The organism is Paracoccus sp. UBA5162, assembly GCF_002413585.1.
In the GTDB taxonomy this organism is placed as follows: Bacteria; Pseudomonadota; Alphaproteobacteria; order Rhodobacterales; family Rhodobacteraceae; genus Paracoccus.
This window is the reverse complement of sequence record NZ_DHXG01000017.1, coordinates 1-18,044: the sequence shown is the minus strand read 5'-3', so window position 1 is coordinate 18,044 and position 18,044 is coordinate 1. Positions and strand designations below refer to the sequence as shown.

Here is an 18,044-nt window from a genome sequence, read left to right as displayed (position 1 = left end):
CCCTTCTGGGCCATGCCGATCTGGGCACCACCGAAATCTATACCCATGTGCTGGACGAGCGGATGCGCGATCTGGTGCTGAACCATCATCCGCTGGCCGGCGTTCCGGCGCCGGACGAATCCCTTCCCGCCAACCAGGACCGACAGGACCATGGACGACCCTCCGATTAGTTTCGACGCCGCCATCTGGCTGACCGCCGCCGCCATCGTGGTCCTGCTGGCCCTGTCCGCCTTCTTCTCGGGATCCGAGACCGCGCTGACGGCCGCCAGCCGGTCCAAGCTTCGCTCGCGCGCCGATCGCGGCGATGCGGGCGCGATCGCCGCGCTGAACGTGACCGAGGACAGCGAAAAGCTGATCGGCGCGATCCTTCTGGGCAACAATGTCGTCAACATCCTCTCGGCCAGCCTCGCCACGGCCATGTTCACGCGGCTTCTGGGATCCAGCGGCGTCGCCATTGCCACGCTGGTGATGACGGTCCTGGTGCTGATCTTCGCCGAGGTGATGCCCAAGACCTACGCGATCTCCGGCCCCGAGACGCTTGCCAGCCGGGTCGCCCGGCCGATCCGCTGGGTCACGCGGGCCCTGTCGCCCATCGTGGCCATCGTGCGCATGATCGTGCGCGGCATCCTGTCTGCTTTCGGGCTGAAGACCGATCCCGGATCCCACATGTTTTCGGTGCAAGAGGAAATCGCCGGCGCCCTGTCCATCGGCCACGCCGCGGGCGCAGTTCAGAAAGAGGATCGCGACCGGCTGCTGGGCGCGCTGGATCTGGGCAACCGCACCGTCGAAGAGATCATGCTGCACCGCTCGCAGATCCAGATGATCGACGCCGAACTGGCCCCCAGCGAAATCCTGGACCGGGTGCTGGCCAGCCCGCACACGCGGCTGCCGGTCTACAAGACCGAACGCGAGAACGTGGTGGGCGTGGTCCATGCCAAGGATCTGTTGCGCGCCGTCAACCGCGCCGTGCGCGAGGCCGGGGACGCGGCGGCGGCGCGGAACTTCGACGTCATGGCGGTGGCGATGCAGCCCTATTTCATCCCCGACACCACGGCGCTGGACGAACAGATGCGCGAATTCCTGAAGCGCCGCACGCATTTTGCGCTGGTCGTGGACGAATATGGCACCCTGCGCGGCCTGATCACGCTGGAGGATATCCTGGAAGAAATCGTGGGCGAGATCGCGGATGAACACGACACCGAGGCCGACCAGACCCTGACGCCCAATGCGCAGGGCGATTACACGGTGGATGGCGGCATGACCATCCGCGACCTGAACCGCCAACTGGACTGGAACCTGCCCGATGACGAGGCCAATACCGTCGCGGGTCTGGTCATCCACATGGCGCAATCGATTCCGGAACAGGGCCAGGTCTTTTCGTTCCACGGCTACCGGTTCGAGGTCGTCACCCGTCGCGAAAACCGCATCACCCGCCTGCGCATCCGCCCACTGGCCAACGGCGCGGCCACCAAGGAGTAGGCCGGGCCTTGCCCGTGGCGCCGTTTCCGGGCCGTCTGTCGGCGCCACCGCCCGAAACGCGAAAGGGGCGGCCCGCCCGACCGCCCCCTTGCAATTCTTTCAGCCGCCTTACTGGCTGTCGCTTTTCGCGTCTCCGATCGGCAGGGCGACAAAACGGGGCTCGCCCTCGCGGCGGATCAGCACCAGCACGGATTTCCGGCCGGCCTTGCGGGCGTCATCGATCCGGGCCTTCAGATCGGCGATGCTGGCGACCGGCTGCTGGCTGGCCTCGGTGATGACGTCACCGGCGGCCAGTCCCTTGTCGGCGGCAACGCCTTCGGGATCGAGTGCCTCGATCAGCAAACCCTTGGTGCTGGGATCGGCGCCAAGCTGGGATGCGATTTCGGGCGTCAGGGGCACCAGGCTCATTCCCAGCATTTCCTGATTGCCACCCTGGTCCGGCGTCGCGCCGCCATCGGCGTTGTTGCCGCCCACGGCGGTCTCGCGCCGACCCAGCGTCACCGACAGGGTCTTCTCGCCGTCGCCGCGCTGGACGACGACCTCGACCGCCTGGCCCGACGGCGCCTCGGCCACGCGCTTGACCAAGCCGCGCGTATCCTCGACCGGCTGACCGTCGAAGCTGGTGATCACGTCGCCTGCCTTCATCCCGGCATCCTTGGCCGGCCCGTCAGGCACATCGGTGACCATCGCACCGCGATCGGCCTTCAGTCCAAGCGCCTCGGCCATGTCTGGGGTCACGTCCTGGATCTTGACGCCCAGCCAGCCGCGACGGGTCTCGCCATATTCCTGAAGCTGGTTAATGACTTCGCTGACCACGTTGGAAGCCATCGAGAAACCGATCCCGATCGAGCCGCCGTTGGGCGACAGGATCGCGGTGTTCACGCCAATGACCTCGCCATCCATGTTGAACAGCGGACCCCCGGAATTGCCCCGGTTGATCGCCGCGTCGGTCTGGAGAAAATCGTCATAGGTGCCCGACAATTCGCGATTCCGCGCCGAGACGATCCCGGTCGAGGCCGAGAACCCCTGCCCCAGCGGGTTGCCGAGGGCCATGACCCAGTCGCCCACGCGGGCCTTGTCGGAATCGCCGAACTTCACGAAGGGCAGCGCGCTGTCGCTGTTCACCTTCAGCAGCGCCAGGTCGGTATTGGGATCGGTCCCCACCACCTTGGCGGGCAAGGTCTTGCCGGAATATAGCTCGATCTCGATCTCGTCGGCGCCGTCGATGACGTGGTTGTTGGTCACGATGAAGCCGTCGGCGGAAATCACGAAGCCCGAACCCAGTGAATTCGATCGCTGCGGCATCTGCCGGCGCGGCTGACCGTGCTGCCCGGGCTGGCCGGGTTCGCCAGGCTGGCCCTGAAAGCCGAAATCGCGGAAAAGTTCGGAAAACGGGCTGCCTTCGGGAAAGGTCGGCCCGCCGGCCGGCTGGGTCACGACCGAGGTCGTGGTGATGTTGACGACGGCGGGGGCGACCTTCTCGACCAGATCGGCAAAGCCGCCGGGCATCATCTGCGACGATTGCTGCGGCGAAACCGTCGTGTCCAGAGGCTTGTTGTTGTTCGCCGCTTCCTGCGCCTGCTGGCTGACTTGCGGCGAGACGTCGGAGTTGCTCTGCTGCGCGCCGGCCACGCCAAGGCCTATGGTCAGCGCCAGGGCAGAGGCGGTCAGAAGATGCTTGGGGGAAGGCGTTTTCATTATGGATGTCCTCTTGATTCAATCACTGCGCCGGGGCGAGGCCGTCCCGGAACTCGACTGAATACAAACGGGATCCGCCTCCGAGTTGCAAATAAACCACGCTCTCGCAAAGTGAACTGATCGTGACATTTGTTTCAACATCCCGCGTCCCCGTTCCATCCGCGCAATCCTGCACCGATTCTGCCGATGATACCAGAAATCCGTGGCGCCATGCCGGGGAAGGAAACGGACCGGGCGCTGCCCGGTCCGGTCGCTGCCGCTGGGCGCGAAGCCGCGCGGCACGCGCGGCGGGAACGCGAAGGGGGATCCGGGACCGGCGTCGAGCGGAAACGAAAAAAGGGCGAATGCCGCACGGCATCCGCCCCGTCCTTCTCTGTCGCCGCCACCCGGCCTCAATTGCCGCCGGTCGTGTCCCCCGCGGTTCCGTTCCGGGGCCGCGCTGTATCGGAACTGCCGCCAGCCTCGGGCGCCGGATCGGCGGCGGGCGTCTGTTCGGCGGGTGCCGCGGCGGGTGCCGGCGTCTGCGGTTGAGACGATTGCCCGGCCCCGCCGGCGGAAGCGTCACCAGCCCCCGGGGTCGTTTCGGGCGCCGCTGTCTGGCCAGCGGGCTGATCGGCGGTCGCCGAGCCCCCGGTCATGGGGCGGACCACCTCGGACGGCCTTTCGGGCGGGGTGGCCAGGCTTTCGGGAACCGGTGTCAGCTTGACGCCCGCGCTTTCGCCCAGGGGCTTGCCTTCGCGGTCGGTCACGGTCGGCGTCACCAGATCCTCTTCCTCAGTCGTCGCTGCGCCATCGGCACCGCGCGCGGCATTGCTTTGCGCCGAGGAACCGGGCGGCGTGGCCACCGGGGCGGGATTGGCCCGGCTTGCGCCATCGTCGCGCAGATAGCTGAAGAACTCGCCGTCGGGCTGGATCACCATGCTGCTGTTCTGGCCCTTCAGCGCGCGTTCATAGGAGGTCATCGAGCGCGTGAAGGCAAAGAATTCCGGATCGCGGCCGAACGCGTCGGCATAGATTGCGTTGCGTTCCGCATCCGCCTCGCCGCGAACGATCGAGGCGCGCTTCTGGGCTTCGGAGGTCAGCTCGACCACGGTCCGGTCGGCAGCCGCGCGGATGCGCTGCGCGGCCTCTCCACCACGGGCAATCTCGTCCGCCGCCTCGCGCTGACGTTCCGCCCGCATCCGGGCATAGGTCGCGGTCAGGTTCTGTTCGGGCAGATCGGTCCGGGTCAGGCGCACGTCGATGATCTCGACGCCAAGGCCGGTCGAATTGTTGCGCGCCTCGTCGCGGATCTGGTTCATCAGCCCGGTCCGGTCATCCGACAGCACGCTGGTCGAGGGAACCGAACCCAGAACCTCGCGGATGGCGGTGTTGACGATCGGCTCCAGCCGGCCAAGGGCGGTCTGGATGCCGCCGGTGCCGACGGCCTGCCGGAAGCGCACCGGGTCGGTGATCCGCCAGCGAGCGAAGGCGTCGACGACCAGCCGCCGATCGTCCAGCGGTGTCACCTCCAGCGGCGAGGTGGGCAGGCCCAGGATACGATCGTCGTATTTCGCGACGTTGTCGAGGAACGGCACCTTGACGCCAAGGCCGGGCTGCTCTTGCACATCGACGACCCGGCCAAGGCGCAGCACCAGCGCCTTCTCGCGTTCGTCGACAATGAAGATCGAGGACATGGCGACGACGCCCACGACGATCAGCGCGGGGATCGCCAGCGCGGAAATGGTCAGTCTGCGGGCGGCCATCAGTTATTCCCTCCGGTCGTCATGTTGCTGCGATTGGTATTGTCGGTCTGGCTGGCGCCATTGCCCGAACCCGAACCGGATCCGGATGGCCGCCGCAGCTGATCCAGCGGCAGATAGGGCACCACGCCCGATCCGTTCGCGCCGCCGCCGATCCCCTCGCCGATGATGACCTTGTCCACACTTCCCAGAACATTTTCCATTGTTTCCAGATACATCCGGCGGCGGGTGACCTCGGGGGCCTTGATATATTCCTCGTAGATCGAATTGAAACGCGCGGCCTCGCCCTGGGCGTTGTTGACAGCCTCGGCGCGATAGCCCTCGGCCTGTTCCAGCGTCGCGGCGGCATCACCGCGGGCCTGGGCCAGGACGCGGTTGGCATAGGCGTCGGCCTCTTTCTCCAGCCGGTCGCGTTCCTGCTGCGCGGCCTGCACCTCGCGGAAGGCGTCGATCACCTCGCCCGGCGGGTCGGCCCGGTCGAGGTTGACGCGGACCACGTTGATCCCCGACTGATAGGCGTCCAGCGTGCGCTGCACCGCATCCTTCAGGTCATTGGCGATGGAGCCGCGATCGCGGTTCAGGATCGGCGCCAGTTCCGACCGCGCGATGATGTCGCGCATGGCCGATTCGGCGACCGCCCGGATCGTGTCGGCCGGATCGGCAAGGTTGAACAGGAATTTCTCGGGATCCGAGATGTTCCAGACGACCTGATATTCCATGTCCACGATATTCTGGTCGCGGGTCAGCATCAGCCCGCTGTCCATCGGACCGGACCGGCCGGTGCCGATCTCGGTCACGCGTTCATTGGTGACGGGGACGACTTCTGCGGTGACGAAAGGCCAGGGCGCAAAGTTCAGACCCTCGCTGCCCACCGCAACGGCGCGGCCGAACAGGAATTCGACGCTTTTCTCGTTGGTCTGGACCCGGTAGAAACTGGCAAAGGCCCACAGGCCAAGCGCGACCAGCCCGCCCAGCACCAACGTCGAGCGGTTGAAGCCGAAGCCCGGCCCCGACGGCCCGCGACCCGAACCGTTCGGACGGCCGCCGCCGCCGCCACGCCCGCCCATCAGCACGCGCAGACGTTCCTGGCCCTTCTTCATCAGTTCCTCGATCTCGGGCATCTGTTCGCCGCCGCCGGGCCGGCGCGGACCCTTCGGCGGCTGATCGTTGCCCCAGGGGCGGTCCGACGGGCGCTTGCCGCGATCCTCGTCATCCCCGCCGCCATTTCCGCCGCCGCCCCACGGGCCCTGACTTGCCATGCGCTCGATCTTCCTTTCGTCGATGAATTTCCCTGACTGACACTTAAGGGGCCGGGGCCGATGGTCAACCCTTGCCGGCCAGCCGGTTTCCCCGGCCGCCTGCGGCACGGGGCCGCGCCTCCATCCGTCAGACCGCCATCGTTTCGATCCGGTGCCGGCGGACCGGATGCCGCATCGTCACCAGTTCCTCGGCCGCGGTCGGATGGACGGCGATGGTTGCATCGAACTGCGCCTTGGTCGCGCCCAGGGTGATCGGGATCGCGGCCAGCTGGATCATCTCGCCCGCCTCGGGGCCGAAGATCTGGCAGCCCAGCACGCGGTCGGTCTCGGGTTCGACCAGCAGCTTCATCATCGTGCGCGCGTCCGAACCGGCGAACATCGACCGCATCGGTCTGAAGGTGGTTGCATAGACATCGACCGATCCCGCCACGCGGGCCTGTTCCTCGGTCAGCCCGACCGTGCCCAGTTCATGCGGGCGCAGATAGACGGCGCTGGCGACGATGCCGTGATCGACCTTGCGCGGGCCATCGCCGAAGATCGTGTCGGCGAAACTGTGCCCCTCGCGGATGGCGACCGGGGTCAGGTTGACCCGGTCGGTGACATCACCCACCGCGAAGATCGAGGGAACCGAGGTCTGCGACCATTCGTCCACCGCGACGGCACCGTTCGCCCGCAGCGTCACCTCGGTCCGTTCCAGGCCCAGATCCTGGCTGTGCGGCGCGCGCCCGGTCGCAAAGATCACCCGGTCCACGATTTCGTGGCTGCCATCGGCAAAATGCACCGCGATCCGGCCGTTCCGTTCGTCCAGCCGCGACGGCGTCAGGCCCAGCCGCAGATCGATCCCGATATCCTGAAGCTGCCGCGTCGCCATCTCGCGCGCTTCCAGATCGAAGCCGCGCAGCACCGCGTCGCCGCGATAGGTCTGGATGACATCGACGCCCAGCCCGTTCAGGATGGTCGCAAACTCGCAGGCGATGAAGCCGCCACCGACGATCAGCGCGCGCTGCGGCAGGGTTTCCATCAAGAACAGGTCGTCCGAGATCATCCCCAGTTCCTGACCCGCGATGCCCGGCCAGACGGGCCGGCCGCCGGCGGCGATCAGGATGTGCTTGGCGCTCAGCCGCGTGCCATCGGCCAGTTCCACCTCGTGATGGCCGGCCAGCCGGGCGCGCTGGTGGTGGATCGTCACCCCGGCCTTTTCGGCGTTGGTGGTATAGGCGCGCTCCAACCGGTCCAGTTCCGCATCCAGTTTCTCGCGGAAGATCTGCCAGTCAAAGCGACCGGACTCGGCATCGCTCCAGCCATAGCCGCGCATTTCCTCGGCCATCAAGCCGGCCTGACTGGCAAAGATCATCAGCTTCTTGGGCACGCAGCCGCGAATGACGCAGGTGCCGCCCATGCGGCTTTCCTCGGCCAGTCCGACCCTGGCGCCATGTTCACCCGCCGCGATGCGCGCCGCGCGCACCCCGCCCGAGCCGCCGCCGATGACGAAGAGATCGTAATCGAAACCCATCAGAACTGCTCTCCCTCGCCGGCCAGGAAATCGGCATCCATGCCCGCGTCGCGGTTCAGTTCCACGACGCTGCCATCAGCCTTGCCAATGATGGCCAGATCGCACATGCCGAGGAACAATCCATGTTCGACCACGCCCGGAATGGCCGACAGCGCATGGGCCAGCGCGACCGGCTCGGGGATCGCATCCAGATGCAGATCCAGGATCCAGTTGCCCTCGTCGGTCAGCCAGGGATCGCTGCCCCGCAGCCGGTGCATGACGTCGTGTCCGCCAAGGCCCAGATCGTCCAGCGCCCGGCGGATCAGCTTGCGCGTCGTCTCGAAGCCGAATTGCAGCACCTCGACCGGCAGGGGGAACTTGCCCAGCTGATCGACGATCTTGCCGGGATCGGCGATCACCACCATGCGGTCACTGGCGGCGGCCACCACCTTTTCGCGCAGATGCGCGCCGCCGCCGCCCTTGACGAGATGCAGATCGGGATCGACCTCGTCGGCACCGTCGATGGTCATGTCGAGCCAGCCGAGCTGATCGAGGCTTTCGATGCCTATGCCGTTGCGCAGGGCCAGATCGGCGGTCGTCTTCGAAGTCGCCGCACAGCGCAGCTTCAGACCCTCGGCCTGCACGCGGGCGCCCAGCAATTCGACCATGATGCTGGCGGTCGAGCCGGTGCCGAGACCCAGCTTCATGCCGTCCTCGACCAGGGCCACCGCGGCGCGGGCGGCGGCCAGCTTGGCCGGATCGGGTTCTTGCGGCATGAGCGGATCTCCTTCGAAGGCTGTTCCGGCGCTGTATAGACCAAGGCAGGCGCAAGGGCGAGAGGCGCCTTCGATCCCCGCTCGGGCATGCCGCGCGCCCGACGAGGGGGCGGACCGGGGCCCAGCCCCGGCCCGGTCGCTGCCGCTGGGCCTTGAAGCCGCGCGGGACGCGCGGGACGCGACCTCAATCCCCCGCGGACCCGCCCGACGCCGCGCCCGCCTCCGGCAGGATCACGGTGAAGCGGCTTCCCTGGCCTTTCGTGCTTTCGATCCGGAAGCGGCCGCGATGACGGTTCACGATATGCTTGACGATGGCGAGGCCGAGGCCCGTCCCCCCCTGCGCCCGCGAACGGTGGGTATCGACGCGATAGAACCGCTCGGTCAGGCGCGGAAGATGGATCTCGTCGATCCCCTCGCCGCGATCCTCGATCGCGACCGCCCAGCCGGGACCGCGCAGCATCGGCTCGTGCGGGATGCGGCGCAGATGCAGGCCGAGATACCCCCCCTCGCCGCCATATTTCAGCGCATTCTCGACCAGGTTCTGAAACACCTGCACAAGCTGATCGGCATCCCCCGCAAGCCGCTGGCTGCCGTCGAGTCCCGTTGCCTCGACCCGCACATCCAGGGCCTCGGCGGCCGGGCCCATCGTCGCCAGCACCCCGCGCAGCAGCAGCGGCAGATCGACCAGGGTCTGCGGACGGCGGCGCTCCTCGGCCTGGACCCGGCTCAGCGACAACAGATCGCCGACCAGCCGGTTCATCCGTCCCGCCTCGCGTTCCATGATGTCCAGAAACCGCGCGCGCGCCTTGTCGTCGTTGCGCGCCGGGCCGCGCAGGGTCTCGATGAACCCGGTCATCGCGGTCAGCGGCGTTTTCAACTCGTGGCTGACATTGGCGACGAAATCGCGGCGCAGTTGTTCCCCCTCTTCGGCGGCCGAGCGGTCGAGGATGGCGACGACGGCGCCCGCACCCAGCGAGGGGGCAAGTCGCGAAACGGTGATCTCGGCGGCGACATCGCGGCGGTCGGCGGCAATCTGGGCGCGCAGGACCGCCCCTCCCTCGGGCGGGGTCGGCAGCACGGGATCGGGCGGCGGCGCGGGGTGGCGGTCCGGTGCCAGCACCCGGTCCAGCGCCTGAAGCACGGCCGGATGGCGGATGACGGTGACGAAGGGACGGTCCAGCAGATTCGGGCCGAACAGCGCTTCGGCGGCGGGATTGGCGCCGATCATGCGGGCCTGCGCATCGACGATCAGCACCGGCAGCGGAATGCCGTCCATGATCCCGGCCACGCGCCTGCACGCCTCGCGCGTCATCGCAGCTTCAGTCCAGCCGCCGCAGACCGGCGCGGAAGCGCGCCGCATTGGCGCGATAACGGGCCGCAGAGCGCAGCAGGTCCGCCTGCGCCGCCTCGTCCAGCATCCGCACCACCCGGCCCGGCGCGCCCATGACCAGCGCGCCCGCCGGGATCTGCTTTCCCTCGCCGATCAGCGCCCCCGCGCCGATCAGCGCCCCCGCCCCGATCACCGCGCCGTTCAGGATGGTCGCGCCCATCCCGACCAGCGCGCCCGCGCCGATGGTGCAGCCATGCAGGATCGCGCGGTGGCCGATGGTGCAATTTGGCCCGACGACCAGCGGATGACCCGGATCGGTGTGACAGACGCAGAGATCCTGAAGGTTCGATCCGCGACCCAGCCGGATTTCCTCGTTGTCGCCGCGCAGAACCGCGCCCCACCAGACCGATGCACCCGGTTCCAGCACCACCCGCCCGATCAACTGCGCGTCGGGGGCGGCCCAGGCGTCGCCGTCCAGTCGCGGTGCGATTCCGTCCAGTTCCCAGATCATGCGCCCTACCCCTCCATCAGCCGCTTCACGAAGGCCCCAAGGCCGCCCTGCCGATCCCGGCGCAGACGCTCGGCGGTCAGGATCGCGCGCAGATGTGCCTCGGTCCGGTCAAGATCGTCATTGACCAGAACATAGTCATATTCGGCCCAATGGCTGATCTCGGCCCGGCTCTTGGCCATGCGGCCGGCGATCACCGCCTCGCTGTCCTGACCGCGCGCGCGCAACCTCCGTTCCAGTTCCGGCAACGAGGGCGGCAGCACGAAGATCGACACGACATGCCCGCCCAGGGCCGAGGCGCGGATCTGCTGGCCGCCCTGCCAGTCCACGTCGAACAGCGTGTCGCGGCCCTCGTTCATCGCCGCCTCGACCGGCGCGCGGGGCGAGCCGTAGAAATTGCCGAAAACCTCGGCATGTTCCAGCATCTGCCCGCGGCTGACCAGGGCTTGGAAATCCCGTGGCGTGATGAAATGATAATGCTGACCATCGATCTCGCCGGGCCGGGGCGCACGGGTCGTGGCCGAGACCGAAAAGCGCAGGGCCGGATCCCATTCCATCAGCCGTCGCGCCAACGTCGATTTGCCCGCGCCCGAGGGAGAGGACAGGATGATCAGCAAACCCGTTCGATCCATCGGCACCCTTTCCCGGTGGCATCCCTGTGTCGCCGCCGGGGATGAACCAGCCCGCCTTCGTGGTCAAGTCCCGGCCCCGTCGCGGCGCGGAAAGTCTTAACCATTCGTTAGGAATCGACTCGGCAAGCGTGCTGCGATTGACATAGGATCACAGCGGGACCGATTGTTTTCCGGTCCCTGTGCAAGGTGACATGTGAGGGTTTTCCGTTGGCAGACGAAAAGGGCAACAGCGATCGTGACGGGCCCGATCCGGCATCCGGTTCGGCCCAGTTGCTGCGGCTGGCCGATTACGACCGGGTGCAGCCCGGACACATCATCGCCGAGATGCGCGATTACTGGCACGGCCTGCGGCGCGGCCGCGCCATCCCCGCACGCAGCGATGTCGAGCCGCGCGGGATCAGCCGCGCCCTGGACTACGCCTTCATTCTTGAACGGATCGCGCCCGGGGCCGCGCGGATGCGCCTTGCCGGCCGCCACCTGATCGACCTGATGGGAATGGAGGTGCGCGGGATGCCGATCTGCGCCTTCCTGCAATCCAGTTCCCGGGGACGCCTGTCGGATGTGCTGGAATCGGTCTTCAAGGCGCCGCAGATCGCCGAACTGACGCTGCATTCCAGGGGTGAATATGCCCGGCCCGAACTGAACGCGAGGATGCTGCTGCTGCCGCTGAGATCCGATCTCGGCGATGTGACCCGGGCCCTGGGGTGCCTGATCTCGGATGGCGAGACCGGTGTGGCGCCGCGCCGTTTCGATCTGGTCGCGGACAGGGTGCTGCCGATCATCGAGGGGGGCACGACCGTCGCGCCATCGCCTTCGGGCTTTTCCGAGCCGCCATCGCGCTTTGATGGCATGGATACGCCAAAACGGCGGCGGGGCGATGCGAAGGGCGCCCCTGCCGCGCCCCTGCCCGATCCAGGCCGCACAGCGACACCCGAGGAACGGCGGGCCGGCTTTCGGGTCGTGACCGACTAGTGCACGCACCCATCCATGACGAACGCGGTTTTCTTTCTGTGAAAGAGGAAAGCAGCCGGTCCCAGCGTTGCGACGAACTGACAGAGTTCTAAAGGTCGACGACCAGGCCGCTCTTGCCGTCCTCGACCGCGACGCCCGCCGAGGACGCGACCGGATCGAACGGTTCTTGTCGAAACGCAAGCATTGCCGGGCCATCGCGACCGGATTCGAGAAACACGATGACAATTTCCTTGCCCTCGTCAAACGCACCGCAACACGCATCTGGTTTCGCGTTCATGAGCCGGTGACCCGGGCCTGCGCCGCACGGCTTGCAACAGGACCGCATCGCCCCTAACAGAACGGGAACAGTCATTTGCCCCCGGAGGGAAAGCCATGGATATCGAAGCCCGCCGCGAAGCCGACCCGCAGCACTGGAAACTGGCCAGCGCGATCCGCGTCCTGGCGATGGACGCGGTCGAGGCCGCCAGTTCCGGCCACCCCGGAATGCCGATGGGCATGGCGGATGTCGCGACAGTGCTGTTTCGCAAGCACCTGACATTCGACGCCTCGGATCCGCACTGGTTCGACCGCGATCGTTTCGTGCTGTCGGCCGGCCATGGTTCGATGCTGCTCTACGCGATGCTGCACCTGACCGGCTATGCCGACATGACGATGGATCAGATCCGCAATTTCCGCCAGCTGGGCTCGATCACCGCGGGTCATCCCGAATACGGCCACGCAACCGGGATCGAGACGACGACCGGCCCGCTGGGCCAGGGCCTGGCCACCGCCGTCGGCATGGCCATGGCCGAAGAGGCGATGCGCGCGGAATTCGGCGCCGAATTATGCGATCACCGCACCTGGGTCATCGCCGGCGACGGCTGCCTGATGGAAGGGATCAGCCAGGAGGCGGTGGCGCTTGCCGGCGCGCAGAGGCTGGGTCGGCTGGTCGTGCTGTGGGACAACAACGACATCACCATCGACGGCCGGGTCAGCCTGTCCGACAGAACCGATCAACGTGCCCGGTTCGAGGCTTCGGGCTGGCGCGTGCTGTCCTGCGATGGACACGATGTCGCCGATATCGAACGCGCCCTGTCCAAGGCCGCCACGGATGACGGCCGACCGGTCCTGGTCGATTGCAAGACCATCATCGGCTTTGGCGCGCCCAACAAGTCCGACAGCGCCAAGGCCCATGGCTCGCCCCTCGGCGCCGAGGAAATCGAGGCCGTCCGCCGCGCCCTTGGCTGGACCGCGCCGGCCTTCGAGATCCCCGACGACATCCTGTCCGACTGGCGCGAGATCGGCGCGCGGGGCGGCAAGGCGCGCAAGGCCTGGGAAGACCGCGTCGAAGCCCTCGCATCCGACAACCGCGAGGAATTCCGCCGCCGGACCGGGAACGGCGCCAATCCGCACCTGGTGCCGACCATCGTGGCGCTGAAGACGCAGGCGGCCGAAAGCAAGCCCAAGATTGCCACCCGCAAGGCCAGCGAGAACGTGCTCGAGGTGCTGAACCCGCACATGCCCGAGAATTTCGGCGGCTCGGCCGACCTGACCGGCTCGAACAACACCCGCACCCCCGATCTGGGCATCTTCGGACCCGAAGACCGGATGGGCCGCTATATCCACTACGGCATCCGCGAGCACGGCATGGCGGCGGCGATGAACGGGATCTGGCTGCATGGTGGCTTTCGCCCCTATGGCGGCACCTTCCTGACCTTCACCGATTACGCCCGCGGCGCGATCCGCCTGTCGGCGCTGATGGGCCTGCCCGTCATCTATGTCATGACCCATGACAGCATCGGCCTGGGCGAGGACGGGCCGACCCACCAGCCGGTCGAACATCTGGCCATCGCGCGCGCGACGCCGAACATCCTGACCCTGCGACCCTGCGATCAGGTCGAGACCGCGGAGGCCTGGGAACTGGCCCTGACGCAGACCGCCCGCCCCACGATCATGGCGCTGTCGCGGCAGGGACTTCAGGCCCTGCGCACCAGCCATCAGGACGAGAACCTGTCGGCCAGGGGGGCCTATGTGCTGCGCGAGGCCTCGGGCGGGAAACCCGCGGTGGTGCTGATGGCATCGGGCTCCGAGGTCGAGATCGCGGCGACCGCCCGCGACACGCTGGAGGCCGAGGGCACACCCGCCCGCGTCGTCTCGGTTCCCTCGATGGAATTGTTCCGCGATCAACCCTCCGCCTATCGCGAAGAGGTTCTGCCGGCCGGCACCGTGCGCGTCGCGATCGAGGCCGCGGTGCGCCAGCCCTGGGACTGGCTGCTGCTGGGCGAACGTGGCCGCGAGGAGAAATCAGATTTCGTCGGCATGACGGGCTTTGGCGCCTCGGGGCCCGCACCCGCGCTCTACAAGGAATTCGGGATCACCGCCGACAATGTCGTGGCCAGGGTGAAGGCGATGCTGTGAGGCGACATTTCGCCTTCGGCGAGGGTATTTGGACAACAGAGAAGCCGCCGCTTCTTCGTTGCTCAAATACCCATGACGCCCACAGCTGATGCGAGTCCTGGCGCGGGCCTTCGCGCTGATGGCGCGCGAACGTGACGGCCCTCGCCAGCCGCGGCCCGCACAGACGGCGGGAATCGTCTTTCTTCTGGCCGCGATCATCGGTTTCACGCTGATGGACGCGACCGCCAAGCATCTGACCCGAACCTATCCTCCGGCACAGATCGTCTGGGCACGATTTCTGGGAAATCTTCTGATCTTTCTGGCGATCTTTCGCGGACGGGTCTTCGTTTTGATGCGGTCGCGCCAGCCGGGCCTGCAACTGGCGCGCGCGGGGATGCAGCTTGCCTCGGTCGGGTTGTTCTTCACCGCGCTGCAATTCATCGGGCTGGCCGAGGCGACGGCGATCATGGATCTGAACCCGGTCCTGATCACGCTGGGTGCGGCGCTGTTTCTGGGCGAGGCGATCGGGCCGCGCCGGATCGCCGGCATCGCTGCGGCGCTGATCGGGGCGCTGATCATCATCCGGCCGGGCCTTGGCGTGTTCCAGCCCGCGGCCCTGCTGCCGCTGGCCGGTGCCTTCACCTATGCGGCGGGGGCGCTGCTGACAAGGATCGTCCGGGCGGATTCGGTGGCGACCTCGGTGCTGTGGTCGGCGGTTCTGGGCACGGTGGCGACCTCGGCGCTGGTGCCGTTCTTCTGGCTTCCGGTCGCGGCGGGCGATCTGTCGGCCTTCGCGGCGCTGGCGCTGTTCGGCACCGCCAGCCAGTATTTCCTGGTGCGTGCCTTCACCGTTGCCGAGGCCGGCGTTCTGGCTCCGTTCGGCTATACCGGTCTTGTCTGGGCGGGATTCTGGGGCTGGCTGTTCTTCGGACAATTGCCGGATCGCTGGACCGTCGCGGGCGCTGCGCTTATCGTCGGCGCGGGCCTCTACGTCTGGTCGCGCGAGGCCGGTGCCGCCCGGAAGGACCGATGAGCGACGACGACAGGACATCCTTCACCGACCGCCTGGCGAACGCCGCCTTTCTGGCGGTGATGGCGGCGGCGCGGCTGCTGCCCTATGATCGCAGGATACCGGTGATGGGCTGGGTGTTCGCCCATCTTCTGGCCCCGGTCGCGGGCTGGCGGCGGCGGATTCGCGACAATCTGGCGCTGGCCAGGCCCGATCTGGATCACGAGGCGGTCGAAATCCTGGTCCGGGCCGTGCCGGAGAACACCGGCCGGTCGCTGGCCGAGATCTATTCCGGCGACGCCTTCACTGCCCGGATACGCGCCTCGGATCCGCTGGAGGGTCCGGGCCTGCCGGCGCTGGAGACGGCGTTCGAGACCGGGCGACCGGTCATCATCGCCTGCGCGCATTTCGGCAATTACGACGCCATGCGCGCCGCCCTCGCCGGTCGCGGCTGGCCGGTCGGCGCGCTTTATCGCCCGATGAACAACGATGCGTTCAACCGTCACTATGTGCCCACCATCAGCGCCATCGCCGAACCGCTGTTTCCGCGCGGGCGTGGCGGGCTGGCCGCGATGCTGCGCTTTCTCAAGGGCGGCGGCTGGCTGGCCCTGGGCTTTGACCAACATGACCGGCACGCGCCGGAACTGCGCTTCTTCGACCTGCCGGCCAGGACCGTGCTGACCCCGGCCGAGTTGGCGATCCGCTATGACGCGCTGATCCTGCCGGTCCACGGTATCCGGCAGCCCGATGGTCTGTCCTTCCGTGTCCATGTTGGCGAACCGCTGGAAAAGGCCGCTCCGGACCGGATGATGCAGGCCCTGAATGACGATCTGGAAATGCTGGTCCGCCGGCATATGGATCAATGGTTCTGGGTGCACCGGCGCTGGAAATGAAGCCCCTGCGACAGCGCACAGCCGATGTGCGCGAACCGGCATTGCCTGCCGCGCAGGCCGACCATATCTGCCGGCAGAAGCGCGCGGCATGACGGTCGCGAGAAAGGATTATCCATGAAAAAGATCGGTTTCCTGTCCTTCGGGCATTGGGCGCCCGAGCCCGGCTCGCAGGTGCGTTCGGCCAGCGATGTCCTGCTGCAATCCATCGATCTGGCCGTCGAGGCGGAAAAACTGGGCCTCGACGGGGCCTATTTTCGCGTCCACCATTATGCGCGGCAACTGGCCTCGCCCTTTCCGCTGCTGGCTGCGATCGGTGCGCGGACATCGACGATCGAGATCGGCACCGGCGTGATCGACATGCGCTATGAAAACCCGCTTTATATGGTCGAGGATGCCGGCTCGGCGGATCTGATCGCGGGCGGGCGGCTGCAACTGGGGATCAGCCGCGGCTCGCCCGAACAGGTGATCGAGGGCTGGCGGCATTTCGGCTATCAGCCCGCCGAGGGGGAAACCGACCAGGACATGGCCCGCCGCCATACCGAGGTCTTCCTGCAACAGCTGGAAGGCAAGGGCTTTGCGCGCCCCAATCCGCGCCCGATGTTTCCCAATCCACCCGGGCTGCTGCGCCTGGAACCCCATTCCGAGGGGTTGCGGGACAGGATCTGGTGGGGATCGGCCTCGGATGCGACGGCGGTCTGGGCCGCGCGGATGGGAATGAACCTGCAAAGCTCGACCCTGAAGGTCGATGAAGGGGGCGAGCCGTTCCACGTCCAGCAGGCCCGCCAGATCCGCGCCTATCGCGCGGCATGGATCGAGGCCGGACACGCGCGCGACCCGCGCGTTTCGGTCAGCCGCTCGATCTTTGCCTTGGTCAGCGACATGGACCGGCGCTATTTCGGACGCGGCGGCAAGGACAGCGACCAGATCGGCAATATCGACAATTTCCGCGCGGTCTTCGGCCGCTCCTATGCGGATGAACCGGATCGGCTGGTCGAGGCGCTGCGCCAGGACGAAGCCATCGCCGAGGCCGATACGCTGTTGCTGACGGTGCCGAACATGCTGGGCGTCGAATACAACGTCCATGTCCTCGACGCGATTCTGAAACACGTGGCCCCTGCCCTCGGCTGGCGGTGATCACGTGCCCGGCGCGCCAGCGCGCGCCGGGTTGTCGCTGCGGGCGCCGGGATTCGGCGTCCAAGCCGCGCACCCGGCGGTGGTGCCGACGCCGACCCCTAGTCGTGGCGGATCACCATGGTCCGGGTCGCGGCAAATTCGTAGAGCGCATCGAACCCCTTTTCGCGGCCATGGCCTGATTTCTTCATGCCGCCGAACGGCAACTCGATCCCGCCGCCCGCGCCATAGGCGTTCACGAAGACCTGCCCGACCATGATCTGCCGGGCGACTCGGATGGCGCGGCTGCCATCGCGCGACCACACCCCGGCGACAAGGCCGTAATCGGTATCGTTGGCAAGGGCGATTGCATCGGCTTCGTCGGAAAAGGTCATCAACGACAGGATCGGGCCAAACACCTCCTGCTGCGCCAGCGGGTGATCGCGCGGAACCGGGCCGTAGGCGCGGGGGGCGACGAAATTGCCGTCCCGCGCGGCCTGCGGATCGATCCGGCCCTCGGCGATCAGCGGGATGCCATCGGCATCGGCGCGATCGCAAAAGCGGCGGACCCGCTGCATCTGTTTCGGCGAGATCAGCGGCCCGAGATCGCGATCCGCATCCTGCGGGGCTGCGGTCAGGGCGGGAAAATCGCGACGCAGGCGTTCCGTCACCGCCTCGGCGATGCCGTCCTGAACCAGAAGCCGCGCCCCGGCCGAACAGGTCTGTCCCGCATTCTGGGTGATCGCCTTCAGGACCACCGGCATGGCA

At 67.3% G+C, this 18,044-nt stretch carries 15 protein-coding genes and 1 pseudogene; 6 read left to right on the top strand and 10 right to left on the bottom strand.

The annotated features are described in order from the left end of the window. The first annotated feature begins 150 nt into the window (after window positions 1–150). A complete protein-coding gene (locus tag B4A72_RS02020) occupies window positions 151–1,479 on the top strand; it encodes an HlyC/CorC family transporter (RefSeq protein WP_292952553.1) in 1,329 nt (442 codons plus the stop codon). A gap of 108 nt (window positions 1,480–1,587) precedes the next feature. Here the strand turns inward: B4A72_RS02020 and B4A72_RS02015 are convergent, their stop codons facing one another. The 8 genes and pseudogenes from B4A72_RS02015 to gmk form a co-directional block, all read right to left on the bottom strand. Further along, a complete protein-coding gene (locus B4A72_RS02015; RefSeq protein ID WP_414692133.1) occupies window positions 1,588–3,177 on the bottom strand; it encodes a Do family serine endopeptidase in 1,590 nt (529 codons plus the stop codon). 764 nt (window positions 3,178–3,941) lie between these two features. After that, window positions 3,942–4,907, bottom strand: a pseudogene (gene hflC / locus B4A72_RS02010) (protease modulator HflC); the annotation flags it as partial. 14 nt (window positions 4,908–4,921) lie between these two features. Then, a complete protein-coding gene (gene hflK / locus B4A72_RS02005; RefSeq protein WP_292952550.1) occupies window positions 4,922–6,178 on the bottom strand; it encodes an FtsH protease activity modulator HflK in 1,257 nt (418 codons plus the stop codon). Window positions 6,179–6,305: 127 nt separating this feature from the next. After that, the gene (gene gorA / locus B4A72_RS02000; protein ID WP_292952547.1) at window positions 6,306–7,691 is read right to left on the bottom strand and encodes a glutathione-disulfide reductase; all 1,386 of its coding nucleotides are present in this window, start codon (window positions 7,689–7,691) and stop codon (window positions 6,306–6,308) included. After that, entirely contained in the window at window positions 7,691–8,446 is a 756-nt protein-coding gene (gene rpiA, locus B4A72_RS01995) for a ribose-5-phosphate isomerase RpiA (RefSeq protein ID WP_292952544.1), read from the bottom strand. The genes gorA and rpiA overlap by 1 nt, the downstream gene beginning before the upstream one ends. A 184-nt stretch (window positions 8,447–8,630) precedes the next feature. Continuing rightward, window positions 8,631–9,758, bottom strand: coding sequence for an ATP-binding protein (locus tag B4A72_RS01990; protein WP_292978022.1), 1,128 nt, complete (start codon window positions 9,756–9,758; stop codon window positions 8,631–8,633). A 7-nt stretch (window positions 9,759–9,765) separates the two neighbouring features. Continuing rightward, window positions 9,766–10,287: a gamma carbonic anhydrase family protein gene (locus tag B4A72_RS01985; RefSeq protein WP_292952538.1), complete on the bottom strand. Its 522-nt coding sequence runs from the start codon at window positions 10,285–10,287 to the stop codon at window positions 9,766–9,768. Between the two features lie 5 nt (window positions 10,288–10,292). Beyond that, on the bottom strand, window positions 10,293–10,916 hold the full coding sequence (gmk, locus tag B4A72_RS01980; protein ID WP_292952535.1) for a guanylate kinase: 624 nt from the start codon (window positions 10,914–10,916) through the stop codon (window positions 10,293–10,295). A gap of 207 nt (window positions 10,917–11,123) precedes the next feature. On the opposite strand from gmk, the gene B4A72_RS01975 reads away from it, so the two are divergent. After that, complete coding sequence (locus B4A72_RS01975; RefSeq protein ID WP_292952532.1) at window positions 11,124–11,888, top strand: PAS domain-containing protein; 765 nt, start codon at window positions 11,124–11,126, stop codon at window positions 11,886–11,888. Window positions 11,889–11,976: 88 nt separating this feature from the next. Here B4A72_RS01975 and B4A72_RS01970 read toward each other — a convergent pair whose 3' ends face one another. Then, window positions 11,977–12,165 carry a hypothetical protein gene (locus tag B4A72_RS01970; RefSeq protein ID WP_292952529.1) on the bottom strand — a complete coding sequence of 63 codons (189 nt, stop codon included), beginning with the start codon at window positions 12,163–12,165 and terminating at the stop codon, window positions 11,977–11,979. A gap of 95 nt (window positions 12,166–12,260) precedes the next feature. On the opposite strand from B4A72_RS01970, the gene tkt reads away from it, so the two are divergent. From tkt to B4A72_RS01950, 4 genes are all read left to right on the top strand, one after another. After that, the gene (gene tkt, locus B4A72_RS01965) at window positions 12,261–14,285 is read left to right on the top strand and encodes a transketolase (protein WP_292978021.1); all 2,025 of its coding nucleotides are present in this window, start codon (window positions 12,261–12,263) and stop codon (window positions 14,283–14,285) included. Window positions 14,286–14,373: 88 nt separating this feature from the next. Continuing rightward, on the top strand, window positions 14,374–15,297 hold the full coding sequence (locus B4A72_RS01960) for a DMT family transporter (protein ID WP_292952523.1): 924 nt from the start codon (window positions 14,374–14,376) through the stop codon (window positions 15,295–15,297). After that, window positions 15,294–16,166, top strand: coding sequence for a lysophospholipid acyltransferase family protein (locus B4A72_RS01955; protein ID WP_292952520.1), 873 nt, complete (start codon window positions 15,294–15,296; stop codon window positions 16,164–16,166). The genes B4A72_RS01960 and B4A72_RS01955 overlap by 4 nt, the downstream gene beginning before the upstream one ends. Window positions 16,167–16,280: 114 nt before the next feature. Continuing rightward, a complete protein-coding gene (locus B4A72_RS01950) occupies window positions 16,281–17,300 on the top strand; it encodes an LLM class flavin-dependent oxidoreductase (protein WP_292952517.1) in 1,020 nt (339 codons plus the stop codon). 98 nt (window positions 17,301–17,398) lie between these two features. On the opposite strand, the gene B4A72_RS01945 is transcribed toward B4A72_RS01950, so the two are convergent. Next, window positions 17,399–18,044 (bottom strand): aldehyde dehydrogenase family protein (locus tag B4A72_RS01945; protein WP_292978020.1); only part of this gene is annotated, 646 nt, incomplete at its 5' end.

Coding starts and splice junctions, on each gene's coding strand:
- B4A72_RS02020 (WP_292952553.1), top strand. CDS start 151: ATGGACGACCCTCCGATTAGTTTCGACGCCGCCATCTGGCTGACCGCC.
- B4A72_RS02015 (WP_414692133.1), bottom strand. CDS start 3,177: ATGAAAACGCCTTCCCCCAAGCATCTTCTGACCGCCTCTGCCCTGGCG.
- hflK (WP_292952550.1), bottom strand. CDS start 6,178: ATGGCAAGTCAGGGCCCGTGGGGCGGCGGCGGAAATGGCGGCGGGGAT.
- gorA (WP_292952547.1), bottom strand. CDS start 7,691: ATGGGTTTCGATTACGATCTCTTCGTCATCGGCGGCGGCTCGGGCGGG.
- rpiA (WP_292952544.1), bottom strand. CDS start 8,446: ATGCCGCAAGAACCCGATCCGGCCAAGCTGGCCGCCGCCCGCGCCGCG.
- B4A72_RS01990 (WP_292978022.1), bottom strand. CDS start 9,758: ATGACGCGCGAGGCGTGCAGGCGCGTGGCCGGGATCATGGACGGCATT.
- B4A72_RS01985 (WP_292952538.1), bottom strand. CDS start 10,287: ATGATCTGGGAACTGGACGGAATCGCACCGCGACTGGACGGCGACGCC.
- gmk (WP_292952535.1), bottom strand. CDS start 10,916: ATGGATCGAACGGGTTTGCTGATCATCCTGTCCTCTCCCTCGGGCGCG.
- B4A72_RS01970 (WP_292952529.1), bottom strand. CDS start 12,165: ATGAACGCGAAACCAGATGCGTGTTGCGGTGCGTTTGACGAGGGCAAG.
- tkt (WP_292978021.1), top strand. CDS start 12,261: ATGGATATCGAAGCCCGCCGCGAAGCCGACCCGCAGCACTGGAAACTG.
- B4A72_RS01960 (WP_292952523.1), top strand. CDS start 14,374: ATGCGAGTCCTGGCGCGGGCCTTCGCGCTGATGGCGCGCGAACGTGAC.
- B4A72_RS01955 (WP_292952520.1), top strand. CDS start 15,294: ATGAGCGACGACGACAGGACATCCTTCACCGACCGCCTGGCGAACGCC.
- B4A72_RS01950 (WP_292952517.1), top strand. CDS start 16,281: ATGAAAAAGATCGGTTTCCTGTCCTTCGGGCATTGGGCGCCCGAGCCC.